The sequence below is a fragment of the Acinetobacter sp. BMW17 genome, from assembly GCF_001592855.1.
Lineage (GTDB): Bacteria > Pseudomonadota > Gammaproteobacteria > Pseudomonadales > Moraxellaceae > Acinetobacter > Acinetobacter johnsonii.
Genome location: NZ_LSOD01000047.1, coordinates 197851 through 211475, shown reverse-complemented (window position 1 = coordinate 211475; position 13625 = coordinate 197851). Strand labels below are relative to the sequence as shown.

Here is a 13625-nt window from a genome sequence, read left to right as displayed (position 1 = left end):
GTCATGACAGCACAGTCTCAGGTCACCCCATCGAACATGTCTTATCAACCCATTGCAGATATGAGCTTTCAGGGCTTACATTGGATTGAAGCTTCAGCAGGCACAGGCAAGACTTTTACTTTATCCAGTTTGATGGTACGTATTTTTCTTGGGGCCTATTTGCCGAATCAGGTCATTGCAACCACCTTCACCCGTGCTGCCGCTGCGGAGCTGAAAAGTCGCGTTCGGGCACGCTTGATTGAAACCTTACGTTATTTTGAAGGTTGTCAAAGTCTGACCGAGCGAGAAATACAGGTCAAAATAGCTGTTGAACAAGATCCGCTGTTTACCAAGGTACTCATAGACTATGCACAGCGGGTCGGTTTTGCCCAAGAGCGTTTGAAGTTGGTGATTGATCAGTTAGATGAGCTGTTCGTCGGGACATTGGACAGTTTTAGTCAAAAGTTATTGCGTGAGTTTTCTTTTGAAAGTGGCAAGATTGAGCGTGCAGATATCACCGATGATGCGCAGAGTTATACTCAACAGCTTATTCATGACGTATTACGCGAGTGGATTCAGGCACAGCCGCAGCCTGTAGTGAATTATTTACTATTAAAACAAAAATTAAAAACTGAACAGGCTTATGTGCCGATTGTTGAAAATAGTTTGAACTTTGCATCGGCACAGTTTCAACAGGTGGAAAAACCTGCACTTGATTTGACGCAATTTGAGCAGGCCATTGATCAATTTACCGCGCTGGATGTGGCGCAGATTGAACGCTTGAAAGACTATTATGCCCCTGAAGGGCAATACCATGCAGTGCTGGGGAAAAAATGGCGTACCGATGCTTTGATGCAACGCATTCTATGTCAGGATTTACCGGCTTTTTTGACTGCACTGAAAGAGCAGCGGGCTTATGCCTTATTTGCGCCACATTTTGAAAAAACCTTAAAGCACCTGACTGACCTCGCGACGAAAAAAGTCTTAAACAAATGTGCTGTAGATGTACTGGAACAGTTTGAGCAGCATCCTGTGTGGTGGCAGGTCCGCAGTTTCTTAGACGCATTGGCAGAGCTAGAGCTCAATTTGGATGTGCTGGATGCATATTTGAAATATCACTTAAGCTCTGAGGTGAAAAAGCGTTTACCGCAAGTGTTGCAGCAAAAGAGTGAAACGACCTTTGCCCAGCAAATCCGTACCTTGTCAGAAGCTTTACAGGGCGAGCAGGGCAGGCGCTTTGCTCAGTTTGTACAGGCACGCTATCCACTCATTTTAGTGGATGAGTTTCAAGACACCAACCAAGACCAAGATGATATGCTGGCGCGGATTTGGCGTGATGCCCAGCGCTATCATCAAGGTTGTATGATTATGGTCGGTGACCCGAAACAAGCCATTTATGGCTTTCGTGGGGGTGACATGCTGACCTATAACAAAGCACGTTTAGATGTTTTGGCAAAACACGGTCAGCAGTATAGTTTGAAATATAATCATCGCTCTGTGCAAAAGCTGGTACAGGTGGTGGATGCTTTATTTCAACGCCAACAGGACTTTGGTGAGCAGGTCTATTATCAGCCTGTAGAAGCAGGGACTCGACCACATCCCGCTTTGGTCGATACACAGGGTGAAAACCATGTACCGCTGCGCTGGCTGTTACTTGAAGATAAAAAAAATGAAGCTCAACAAGTGGCATGGAAAATTCGTGATTTAATCAACCAAGGCATTCAACAGCAACTCTATGTGGCAGATGATCCGCCACAGTTTATGGGTGCAAATGATATCGCGGTGTTGTCGAAAAACCATGATGGCTTGGACAAAGTTCAGTTTGAACTAGAGCGTTTGGGGATTTTGGTCAACCGTCCGTCTAAACGCAGTGTGTTTGAAAGTCAGATCGCGAAAGATGTTGGTGCGTTATTGACCGCAATGATGCATCCTTTTGATGAAGCCAAGGTTCGCCGTGCGCTTTTGAGCCGGCTGTTGGCGATTGATTTAAAACAGTTACTGGAACTGGAAAAGGAAGCCAACGGTTTGAGCCAGTTTATGGCGGATTTTGATGACATCCGCGACATGTGGATCAATAAAGGCTTTTTAAGTGCATGGCAATACGCTTTAAACCTTTTTAAAGTGTGGAAAAACTTGGTGGCTTACCAAAGCCGAGACAACGAACGGACGGTGGTCAATCTACGGCATTTGACTGAGTTGTTGAGCCAGTATAGTGAGCAGTTCCAAGGTGCGCAGAAACTGTATCATTGGTATCTCAAACAGTTACATTTGCCTGCAGAACGTGAATGGGAGTTAGAGCGTAAACTTTCCAGCGCCACAGGTATACAACTGATGACTATTCATCAATCCAAGGGTTTAGAGTTTAAAATTGTGTTCTTGCTGGGTGCCGACAAAGACTTTAAGGAAATGAATAAAACCTTAAACTTTTCAACGCTGGAACAGATCAATCCGACGACAGGGCAGAGCGAGTTACAGCGCATCGTAGCGGTAAATGATGCCAACCTGTTAGACCCAGCCGCGATTGATCAACATAATGAGCGAGCCGAAGCAGAACAGCATCGCTTATGGTACGTCGCACTGACTCGCGCCAGCCACCGCGTGTATGCCTTGCTGCAAGATCAGGAATATAAATCAAATACGGCATTGGCATTTTGGCGTGGCCAAGCCGGTAATCTGTTTGAACATCCTGCCAGTGGTGATGAAGCATTATTGGCCGAAAAACCGATTCGTTTACAACCAGCCGAGCAGCAAGAGATTATTCAGTTACAAGCTTTGGCTTTTCCTGAACAGCGTTTTTATCCACGTTCTAAAACCAGTTTTAGTGCGTTGGCACAGCATTTGAGTCGTAAAGAGGCAATGGATGCCTTAGCAGTTTTGAGTGAGACAGTGGGCAGTGCGGATGACGAGATTAATCATCCTGTGCTTGAAGATGTGGAACTGAGTCAGCCTTTGGCTTGGATTAAACGGCAGTTTCCAATGGGGACGACTGCGGGAACCTTCCTGCACGAAATTTTCGAGCATATTGACTTTCAGGACTCGCGTGACTGGGGACTGGAAATTCATCGTCGTTTTAAAAATGATAGTCCCTTACTGTGGCAAGAGTTATTGGGCAAATATCAAAACGAGTTTGGACAGGATGATGAAATCCAATTGGTACAGTGGATGCAAGCGTGGTTAGTAGATGTGCTAGAAACGCCTTTGCATGCTGGTTTTCAGTTGAAGCAACTCAAAGCCGATGAACACTTGGCTGAGTTTCCTTTTTATTTGTCATTGTCCGATCATGTGCTCGCGATTAAACGCATACAGGCATTATTTCAAGAATACGGCATTGATCTACTCGACTTAAATGAAGCCAATTCTGCTCGTTATCTGACAGGTTCGATAGACTTGGTTTATTTTGATGGTCAGCGTTATCACATCGCCGATTATAAAAGTAACTTCTTAGGGGCGGATCAGCAGAGCTACAATCATGACGCAATCCAATTGAATATGTCACATGCCAGTTATTGGTTGCAGGCGGGCTTATATTTGGTGGCTTTGCATCGCTATTTAAAAGTGAATTTGCTGGACTATGACATTGAAAAACATCTTGGTCAGGCGAGTTATCTCTATTTGAGAGGGATGAATGGGCAGCCTGATCAAGGGGTTTTAAGTTGGCGTGCTAGCCCAGAGTTTATTTTAAGACTAGATGCGATTTTGGGTTATTTTGCTGAGGATACTTCTACTGAAAATCATGTAGGCAAAACTTCTGAATTAAGTGAAATTAGTCACTCATAAACAAAGAATTAAGCTGTGGATAACTTTGAGGATAACCGTGTGGAAAATGTTCGTAAAGCCAGTATTGATCAGGCTACCGTGGTAGACACATGGTTAACGCGTTGGAGTCAGTTTATTCAGCAGTCGCCACTGAGTAAAACAGGGTTCACCGAAGCGCGAAGTGAAGTGATTCAACAGGTCCTTGAAGCCATGCTACGCGGTGAGAGTTGTATCTCGGTTGCAGCTGAAGCCGTCACAGTCTTAGATGATTTGGTCATGGATGAACAGCAGGCACAGCAACAAAAAGCGCCGTTTGTTTACGATCAGCAGCAATTATATCTGTATCGTTATTGGGCTTTAGAGCAGTCCTTGGCCCAGCAAGTAGCACGGTTAAAACTGCAAAATTTAACGCAAGTGGATATTTCAGCTTATGCTCATTTACTAGAAGATCCACACCAAAAACAGGCTTTGGCTATGGTGGCCGAGCAGGCGCTCGCGATCATTACAGGTGGTCCGGGTACAGGGAAAACCTATACCTTGGCACGGATTATTGCAGTGCTCAAGCAAAGTCTGCCTGATATTCGTATTGCGATGGCTGCACCGACGGGTAAGGCAGCGCAGCGGATGAAAGAAGCCCTTCAGAATTCGTTTCAGGATGAAAAGTTACAAGACTTAGTTAGTCCAGATTTGAAAAACTTAAACCCTGTGACGCTACATCGACTTTTGGGTTTAGGGAATACGCAGCAACCGCGTTTTCATAGCAGACAACCTTTACCTTATGATGTGATTGTCGTTGATGAAGCATCCATGCTGGATTTAAATTTGGCGCAGATGCTCTTTGCTGCCATGCCGAATCAAGCCCGTTTGATTTTATTGGGAGATGCCGATCAGTTGGCTTCTGTCGATGTTGGCTCTGTGCTCGCCGATTTACAACAGGTTCCAGCTTTGGCTGAAAATAGAGTCAATTTGGTCAATAGCCGTCGTTTCAAATCAGATGCACGGATTGGAAAGTTGGCACAATTTATTCAACAGCAAACTTGTTTTGACTCAATGACGCATCCTGCTGAAAAACAGAGCGTATTGCACACTTTTCAACAACAAGTGGTAAATGCTACGACGTTGAAGGCGGTTGAGTTGGATCAGGTCAAGGTCGATTATTTACAGCTCGAATTGTTGCCCGAGCAGGCTTTATCTCTAGAGCAGTTGCAGCATTATTATGATCTGTTGATGCTTGGCTTTCAGGGCTATGTCGAGGCTTTAAAGCAATATCAGCAAAATCCTAATGAGTCTCTCGTACCCAAAGTGATTCAACATTTTGATGATTACCGTATTTTAGCCGCTATACGTCACGGCCATTTCGGCTTAAAACAGCTCAATCTGCAAATCGAGCAACGTCTATTAGAACAATCAAAACAAATCAAGCAGGGTGAGTGGTATTTAGGACGCCCTGTGATGATGACCTATAACGACTATCAGTTGGGGGTGTCGAATGGCGATATTGGCTTGTGTTTACAGCGTATACAACAAGGTAAGTTGCAGTTTGAGGTGTATTTCCCTAGTTTGGATAAATGGGTGGCCGCGACACGGTTACCCAAAAATATTGAAACGGCTTTTGCACTGACCATTCACAAATCTCAAGGCTCTGAGTTCACCCATACCGCGGTGGTTTTAGATCGGCAGGCTGAAAAATTACTCAGTAAAGAGTTGATTTATACCGCAATTACGCGGGCGAAAAAAGTTGTTAGTTTACTGGTCGATGCCGATGCATTCGTACATGCTATGGTGACTCGAACCACTCGAGAAAGTGGTCTATCAAGAAAAATTAATCAACAAATTCAATTGTGAAGATTTAATAAACAAATAGGAGCTTTGTACGAAATGGCTTACAGGGATTCAGGAGATTTGCGCATAGAGCTTTGCTGAGGATTTTGAGAAGATGGCTTCACATAAAGAGTTCAACACGGAATGTTGGGTATAATCGCAAAAAGATAATAATAACGTCAGTAGACAGTGAACTTACAGTGAAGTAGGTGAAAGAGGAAACTTACAGCCGCTAAGCCTTGTAGTTTTGGGAGAGACTACAAGGCTTTTTTATATCTGATAAATTGGCAAAATGTGACAAAAAATAGCCATTCATTCATTGAAGCATAAAATACAGTTATAGATTGAATATTGAAGAGATACTGTCTCAGTATTGCACGGCTTATGCTTTTTTAAATTTAGTTCTTATGTCTTTAAGTACCTGTTTTTGATTTATTAAATTTTTACTACTGCATTTTTTAGAGGGATTTAAGTTGAATAATGGAGAAAATGAGGAGTTTATGTAAGCAATCGCTTACATAGAGACGAGCAAAATACGACTTTTCTCTTTAGTTCTGTGTGGCAAAATGTGTCACATAAGGACGTAAATAATTAAACATGGAATGTTTAATACAAGACGCGGAAAAGCGCATTATTATAATGATAACCAAAACAACAAGAACAAAAATAAAAGAACACTACAGCGCAAAAAAGCCCAAGTTTACTTGGGCTTTTTTTTTATGCTCAGACTAAGTCTGTTTCGCTTCGATCGGTTGCAAATAAGGAGCGACGTTGGTGCTTTACGATTTTGGGACAGTTCTTTGAGATTTGATAAAGCGTTTTCGCTAAAGCCGGCAAGTGGGTGCCGACGACAGATTTTCCTGTGGTTAATAGCGATACACTAATATCACGTTCTGGATCGGCCCAGCAGAGAATATTGGAAAACCCGAGATGTCCAAAGGCTTGCCCAGTCATGGGTCCAAATAACCCAATAGGATTACTCCCTAACATTGGGCCTAAGGCATAACGCATCGGGACTAATAATGTCCGATCTAAATTGACTCCTGACGTGGCCAAGGTCGAGCGAAATACCGTTTGGGCACTCATGATTTGTTTGCCTTGGTATTCGCCACCACTCAAGAGCATTTCAAAGAAACGTCCAGCTTGTTCCGCACTGGTATAAATGTTGCCCGCTGGGCAAATCGTGTCCATAAAGCGTGCATCATTGGTCACATCGACGGCCAACTGTAAACCACCGCCCAGTACCCGATTGAGATAATGGTCTGTGCCTAAACGTGGATGTAGACCTGTGGCATAGTTTAAAGCGACATCCGCTCGATACTCAGGTTTTAGGCCATAGTTAAAATAATCTAAGCCCATGGGTTTTTCGATATTTTCAGCAAGAAATTCGCGGGCTGTTTGACCTGTTACCCGCTTGATAATTTCCCCTAAAATATAACCTGACGTCACGGCATGATACGCCAGATGTGTTCCCGAAGCTGAAACGGGTTGTGCAGCATAAAGACGTTCTAAAATTTGATCTTGATTAAACAACAGTTCAGGTGTGACTTTACTGTCAATGCGAGGAATGCCACCACGATGAGCGAGCAAATGGAAAATGGTGGCACGACGCTTACCGTTTACGCCATATTCGGGAATATAGTGGCTAATCGGATCGAGTAAATTCAGATCGCCGTGTTCATCCAACATATGAATCAGCATAGCTGTAACGATTTTAGAGGCGGAAAATAAGCAAACTGGGGTGTCGGGTGTGCCAATTTTCGCATCTGCCGCTAAACCATCGGCTGAGTTACCTTGCGCATAACCAATGCTGCGGTTTAACAATATTTGTCCCTGACGACGTAAACAGAGGCTGATGAAAGGGTAGTTTCCTGTTTTATATAGGGACTCTAAACTGGCCCAAATGCTCTGAATTTGTGCGTCATTCATGCCACCCAAGGTAGCGCAGACCTCATTCTTAGAACGAATCACGTGGTTGAGGTCATGAGGGACATAACAGGTATTGGCAGATAAAATTTTCACAAATTTCTCTCTATTTTTCGTTTTTATTGGATTTGAGCCTGATACTGAAAATCAGAATTGTCATGATTGTGCATGATTTGTGCAAAGCCGTCAGTTGCTGAATTGACTGCGAACATAAAACATTTTTGCAATATAGCGCTAGATCCCTTAAAATAGTGCCTTGCTGTAGTGATGCACGGCAGTCAACTTGGTTTTGAAGAATCAATTTGATTTGTATCAAATGTAACTTATAAGCATCTCGGAGAAATCGAATGGCTTTAACAAACGCAGATCGCGCAGAGATCATTGCTAAATTTGCTCGCGCTGAAAACGACACTGGTTCACCAGAAGTTCAAGTAGCTCTTTTAACTGCTCAAATCAATGATTTACAAGGTCACTTCAAAGAGCACAAACACGACCACCATAGCCGTCGCGGTCTTATCCGTATGGTTAACCAACGTCGTAAGCTTCTTGATTACCTTAAAGGTAAAGACGCTACTCGTTACAGCGACTTGATTGCTGCTTTAGGTTTACGTCGTTAATTCGATTAAACTTTTATTTTCGGACTATCGCATTTTGAATGCTTTATTACTGAAAAAGAAAGTCTACCTTGCTTCTGTGAGGTAATGGGGAAGGGGCGAATGTTTCGCTCCTTCTTTGTGTCTTAAAATCATATTTTTAGTCTCTGGTGAGGTCGGCTTCTAAGCTTTGTCATTTATACAGTTGCCTGAAATGGCAATGTGAATGCCAAACCTTAGGGGTCTCCACTAGAATAAAAATCAGGAAAGAAAAATACATGTCTATGTTTAATATTATTCGTAAAGAATTCCAATATGGTCAACACACGGTTGTTTTAGAAACTGGTCGTGTTGCTCGTCAAGCAAACACTGTTGTGATCACCATGGGTGGTGTACAGGTTCTTGTTGCAATCGTTGCTCAACCAAAAGCAAAAGCAGGCCAAGACTTCTTCCCATTGACTGTTAACTACCAAGAAAAACAATATGCAGCAGGTCGTATCCCAGGTGGTTACGGTAAGCGTGAAGGTCGTCAGTCTGAAGCTGAAACTTTAATTTCACGTCTTATTGACCGTCCAATCCGTCCATTGTTCCCAGAAGGTTTCTACAACGAAATCCAAGTAACAGCGACTGTTATTTCTTCTGACAAAACCATGGAAGGCGATATCGCTGCAATGTTGGGGGCTTCAGCTGCGATGTCTATTGCTGGTGTTCCATTTGCAGGCCCAATCGCAGGCGCACGTGTTGGTTTAATCAACGGTGAATACATCCTTAACCCAACTTTAGAACAGCTTAAAGAATCTGATCTTGACCTTGTGGTTGCAGGTACTGAAGCTGCTGTATTGATGGTTGAATCTGAAGCGAAAGAACTTTCTGAAGACCAAATGTTAGGCGCTGTACTTTTCGGTCATGACGAAATGCAAATTGCAATTCAAGCAATTAAAGAATTTGCTGCAGCTGCGGGTGCGGTTGAATCTACTTGGGTTGCGCCAGTTAAAAATGAAGAACTTCTTGGTAAATTGAAAGAAGCATTCGAAGCGAAAATCTCTGAAGCATACACAATTGCTGTTAAGCAAGACCGTTATGCAGCATTAGATGCGCTTCACGCTGAAGCTGTTGCTCAATTTGTTCCTGAAGAAGATGAAACTGGCATTGCTGCTGAAGTTGACGAATTATTCGAAGACCTTAAATACCGTACGGTACGTGACAACATCTTGTCTGGGAAGCCACGTATTGATGGTCGTGATACAAAAACTGTACGTGCAATTGACGTTCAAGTGGGCGTATTAGGCCGTGCTCACGGTTCTGCATTGTTCACACGTGGTGAAACTCAGGCATTGGTAACAACGACTTTAGGTAATACACGTGATGCGTTGATGGTTGATACCCTAGCTGGTACTAAAACTGACAACTTCATGTTGCACTATAACTTCCCTGCATACTCTGTCGGTGAAACGGGGCGTGAATCTGGTCCTAAGCGTCGTGAAATCGGTCATGGTCGTTTGGCGCGTCGTGGTGTTCAAGCGGTTCTTCCTGCGGCTGATCGCTTCCCGTACGTAATTCGTATTGTATCGGATATTACTGAATCAAACGGTTCATCTTCAATGGCTTCAGTATGTGGTGCTTCATTATCACTTATGGATGCAGGTGTTCCATTGAAAGCGCCAGTTGCAGGTATTGCAATGGGTCTAGTGAAAGAAGGCGAGCGTTTCGCAGTTCTTTCTGACATCTTAGGTGACGAAGATCACTTAGGTGACATGGACTTTAAAGTAGCCGGTTCTGCGAACGGTATTACTGCACTTCAAATGGATATCAAGATTGAAGGTATCACTGAAGAAATCATGGAAGCGGCATTGAACCAAGCGTATGCGGGTCGTATGCATATCTTGAATGAAATGAACCAAGTGATTTCACGTGCTCGCCCTGAAATTTCAATGCATGCACCGACATTCCAAGTGATCAACATCAACCCAGACAAGATCCGTGACGTGATTGGTAAAGGTGGCGCGACCATCCGTGCTATTACCGAAGAAACCAAAGCTGCAATTGATATTGAAGACAACGGTACCGTTCGTGTATTTGGTGAAACCAAAGCTGCTGCTGCTGCTGCAGTTGCAAAAATCCAAGCACTGACTGCTGAAATTGAACCAGGTACGATTTACGTCGGTAAAGTCATTCGTATCGTTGAATTCGGTGCGTTTGTAAACATCCTTCCAGGTACTGATGGCTTACTTCACATTTCACAAATCTCGAACGAGCGTATTGCAAACGTGGCAGATGTGTTGAAAGAAGGTCAAGAAATTAAGGTACAAGTTGCGGATGTAGACAACCGTGGTCGTATCAAATTGACAATGAAAGACATCGAACAAGTTTAATCTCTTGTCAATTCACATGGTGTTTGCCATGTGAATTGAGTTGTCTTAAAAAGCCCTGAGCTTGGCCAATGTAAACTTTGGCTTGCTCAGGGCTTTTTTTATGGCATCATGCTGGCTAAGACAGACAATAATAAATGAGATATGCAAAGCTATTATTTCTATCAACATCCCACCGCACAGCATACCTATGTGCAGAAACAGCCAATTGCAGAGCAGGAAGCCGAGTTTATTTGGGTGGAGTGTAGCCGTGACGATGTGGTTAATCGGGCAGAACATTGGCAGCAGGACATTTATGCGGCAACGGGACTGTGGATGAATGAATATCATCTGCGCGATATTCTCAATTTAGAACACCCTTGTGCCTTTGACACTTTGGAAGATTACGACTTGCTGATCTTTCGTAAGCTGATCACACCTGATGATCAAATCAAGCTTGATACGCAAGCGGCTGAAAAACATGAACGGGTCTTTGGTCTGGCGACGACCCCGATTAGCTTTATGCTTACGCCGCAAGTCTTGATTACGGTTAGAGAGCAGGGCAATAAAGAAGTTGAAAGCTATATTCAGCGTATGGAAACGGTGTTGAGCCGTCCGATTGAAGAACATAATAAACCACGAAAATTACCCGCAACGCCTTTAGATTTGACCTTGAGACTGCTCAATAATATGGTAGATGGTTATCTTGATTTACGTGTTCCGCTGACGCGTCGAGTGGAGTTTTGGCAGCAAGAGCTTTTACAAGGCCATCGTCGTTTTACCAAGTGGCATCAACTGTTGCAAGAGAATATGGCTTTCCAACAAGTGGAAAATTTGTGCGAAGAACAAATCGAGACTTTGCAGGAATTGCGTGATGAAATTGTCGATAATTATTCGCACTTGAAAGGGAAAAAGCGTAGCGAAAAACAAGACATCATGTTGGTACGTGTCGATGATTTAACCAGTCATATTGAACGTATTCAAAAGCATACCATTCGCTTGAGAAATGCAGTGCAAGCAGCTATCGATCTACATTTTTCAGCCATTGCCAATCAAACCAATGAAAACATGCGGATTTTAGCCATTATTACCGCGATTTTTGCGCCGCTAACCTTGTTGACAGGGGTGTATGGTATGAACTTCGAGTTTATTCCGGGGCTGAAGTCCCCAACAGGGTTTTGGATCATGTTGGGTATCATGTTAATGACGACATTGATTCTGCTGTATTATTTTTATCGACGTCATTTGGTCGGGCGTGGCGAAAAAAGTGTCATTGATATGTTGGCACAACAGCATGCGGATCAACATATGAATTTGTTTTGGTTTATCGATTATGAGCCGATCAAGCAAACCGTGAAGGGCACCATCAAAGATTTAGAGAAAATCACCAAATTAAAATAATTCGGTGATTTTACACATAGACCATTAAAGCAAATGGGCTTTAAGGTGTTTCTTTACATGCTGACGCTATCCTTGTTCAATTTATTATTCGGATATATGGGCGTCGCAGGGAGATTTAATTTAAGAGGTTTTTAACTGGGCTCCTTTTAAAATCCGATAAAGCTGATCTTTAATGAACAACTTTTTCCGTTTGAGGGGCTCAATCTCTCCACGATGAATCCTGACAGGGTCTTGTTCGAGTAAACAAATTTCCTGATCGAGAGCTTCATGGTCGTCAAACATTTTAGAAAAATGCGGATTGTCTTCTCTAAGCTGTTGAATCATGTCTCGGTATTCAGGAAACATGAGCTTAGTCTTTTTATTACAAACTTTGAGTTTCATGGTTGCCGTCTAATCCTCTTATTCAAAAATAAAAAAAAGAAAGAAAGGCACGCGCCAATCTTTCTTTATAGAACTAGTGTTGAGTCGTTTGAACTGGGTCAGTGAGATGTAAATGTTTTACTTCACGACGAAGTTTTTGAACTTCCTCAATCAAATCCAGCATCATTGCGACTGCAGTAAAGCTGGCATCAAAGTCACGTTGTAAGCGATAGGCTCGCCGTGCACGTGAGACATCATCACCAAAAAATTGGTGAATGCGGTTATCGGGTCGGTTAGGCAGAATGTCATATTCCAACAGCTGTAAAACCCATTCAGGACTTTGTCCGCAGGCTTCAGCAAAATGCTTTAAATCAAAGCTATGTTGTTCATCAACAATTTCAGCGTGTCGACATCCGTCTAAAATAATTTCACGATATTGAATAGTCGTCATAATTTTCTCCTTAAGACTGACGCGGCTTAAAGTGAGGGAAGGCTTCAGCAAAGGCTTGGTAGGCTTGCTGTTCTTGCTCACTCTGCGCAGGAGGTTGAACAATGTTTAAAATTAAATATAAATGTCCTGCCGTTTTGGCTGGAATCCCCTGATCTTTTAAACGGAGTTGCTGCCCCGTTTTGGCATTTTTCGGAATTTGAATTTGTAATGTCCGACCATTGGGTAGCGCGGCGGTGATGCTTTGCCCCAAAGCGGCTTCCCAAGGACTGATATTCAGTTGGTGATAGACATCAACTCCTTCAACGCGTGTGGTCTCCGTATCTTTGTAATAAATTTCGATATACAGGTCGCCATTCTCACCACCCTGAATACCTGACTGTCCTTGACCACTTAAGCGAATTTGTTGCCCTTCTTTCATGCCTTTGGGAATTTTAACTTCCAGCGTTTTGCGCTGAATTTCCGCTTCACCATAGGCATTTAAAGTAGGAATTTGTAAGGTAATAGTTTGGGTGGTACCGTGGAATCCAACCTCAAGATCGACCTCTAAACGCGCATGTTGGTCTTCGCCTTTATGGCGGGTGCTATTTTGGCGTTGATATTGATAGTTTGATCCTCCAAAACCTGAACCAAAACGCCCAAATAAGTCTTCAAATCCTGAAAAATCATGTGCCTGTTGTCCGCCTTGGGTATTACGAAATGCCTCTTCAAAACCGCCAAAGCCTGCATTGGGGTTGAATTGCTGTGAGCCTTGCGGATGATCGAGTTCAAAGTCATATTCAGCTTTTTTTGTTTCATCACTTAAGGTGTCGTAGGCGACATTTAATTCTTGCATCCGTGCCTCAGCATCAGGCTCCTTACTGACATCGGGATGATACTTACGTGCCAATTTTCGATAGGCTTTTTTAATTTGTTCGGCGGTCGCATCTCGCGTTAAACCGAGTATTTCATAATGGTTCTTCGGCATAAATAAGATTAAATAAATTGATTAAG

At 43.1% G+C, this 13625-nt stretch carries 9 protein-coding genes; 5 read left to right on the top strand and 4 right to left on the bottom strand.

The genetic code is table 11. The annotated features are described in order from the left end of the window. Window positions 1-3: 3 nt before the first annotated feature. Together AXW61_RS15760 and recD are read left to right on the top strand one after the other, a co-directional pair. Window positions 4-3756, top strand: coding sequence for a UvrD-helicase domain-containing protein (locus AXW61_RS15760; protein WP_062035140.1), 3753 nt, complete (start codon window positions 4-6; stop codon window positions 3754-3756). A 39-nt stretch (window positions 3757-3795) separates the two neighbouring features. Beyond that, window positions 3796-5580, top strand: a complete 1785-nt coding sequence (gene recD, locus AXW61_RS15755) for an exodeoxyribonuclease V subunit alpha (RefSeq protein ID WP_062035248.1) — start codon at window positions 3796-3798, stop codon at window positions 5578-5580. Between the two features lie 699 nt (window positions 5581-6279). On the opposite strand, the gene AXW61_RS15750 is transcribed toward recD, so the two are convergent. Beyond that, complete coding sequence (locus AXW61_RS15750) at window positions 6280-7578, bottom strand: serine hydrolase domain-containing protein (protein WP_062035137.1); 1299 nt, start codon at window positions 7576-7578, stop codon at window positions 6280-6282. A gap of 251 nt (window positions 7579-7829) precedes the next feature. Between AXW61_RS15750 and rpsO the strand changes: the two genes are divergently transcribed. The 3 genes from rpsO (at window position 7830) to AXW61_RS15735 (ending at window position 11824) form a co-directional block, all read left to right on the top strand. Continuing rightward, the gene (gene rpsO / locus AXW61_RS15745; RefSeq protein ID WP_004692669.1) at window positions 7830-8099 is read left to right on the top strand and encodes a 30S ribosomal protein S15; all 270 of its coding nucleotides are present in this window, start codon (window positions 7830-7832) and stop codon (window positions 8097-8099) included. A gap of 260 nt (window positions 8100-8359) precedes the next feature. Continuing rightward, complete coding sequence (gene pnp, locus AXW61_RS15740) at window positions 8360-10447, top strand: polyribonucleotide nucleotidyltransferase (protein WP_171057586.1); 2088 nt, start codon at window positions 8360-8362, stop codon at window positions 10445-10447. A gap of 141 nt (window positions 10448-10588) precedes the next feature. After that, window positions 10589-11824, top strand: a complete 1236-nt coding sequence (locus tag AXW61_RS15735) for a magnesium transporter CorA family protein (protein WP_004978806.1) — start codon at window positions 10589-10591, stop codon at window positions 11822-11824. 120 nt (window positions 11825-11944) lie between these two features. Here the strand turns inward: AXW61_RS15735 and AXW61_RS15730 are convergent, their stop codons facing one another. From AXW61_RS15730 to AXW61_RS15720, 3 genes are all read right to left on the bottom strand, one after another. Further along, window positions 11945-12205 carry a YdcH family protein gene (locus AXW61_RS15730; RefSeq protein WP_004692664.1) on the bottom strand — a complete coding sequence of 87 codons (261 nt, stop codon included), beginning with the start codon at window positions 12203-12205 and terminating at the stop codon, window positions 11945-11947. A gap of 73 nt (window positions 12206-12278) precedes the next feature. Next, on the bottom strand, window positions 12279-12635 hold the full coding sequence (locus AXW61_RS15725; RefSeq protein WP_004978810.1) for a chaperone modulator CbpM: 357 nt from the start codon (window positions 12633-12635) through the stop codon (window positions 12279-12281). 10 nt (window positions 12636-12645) lie between these two features. Beyond that, a complete protein-coding gene (locus AXW61_RS15720; protein WP_062035135.1) occupies window positions 12646-13599 on the bottom strand; it encodes a DnaJ C-terminal domain-containing protein in 954 nt (317 codons plus the stop codon). Window positions 13600-13625: the final 26 nt, after the last annotated feature.

Excerpts from the sequence above, each read along its gene's own strand:
- rpsO (WP_004692669.1), top strand. The coding sequence starts at position 7,830 with ATGGCTTTAACAAACGCAGATCGCGCAGAGATCATTGCTAAATTTGCT.
- AXW61_RS15730 (WP_004692664.1), bottom strand. The coding sequence starts at position 12,205 with ATGAAACTCAAAGTTTGTAATAAAAAGACTAAGCTCATGTTTCCTGAA.
- AXW61_RS15725 (WP_004978810.1), bottom strand. The coding sequence starts at position 12,635 with ATGACGACTATTCAATATCGTGAAATTATTTTAGACGGATGTCGACAC.
- AXW61_RS15720 (WP_062035135.1), bottom strand. The coding sequence starts at position 13,599 with ATGCCGAAGAACCATTATGAAATACTCGGTTTAACGCGAGATGCGACC.
- pnp (WP_171057586.1), top strand. The coding sequence starts at position 8,360 with ATGTTTAATATTATTCGTAAAGAATTCCAATATGGTCAACACACGGTT.
- AXW61_RS15735 (WP_004978806.1), top strand. The coding sequence starts at position 10,589 with ATGCAAAGCTATTATTTCTATCAACATCCCACCGCACAGCATACCTAT.
- AXW61_RS15760 (WP_062035140.1), top strand. The coding sequence starts at position 4 with ATGACAGCACAGTCTCAGGTCACCCCATCGAACATGTCTTATCAACCC.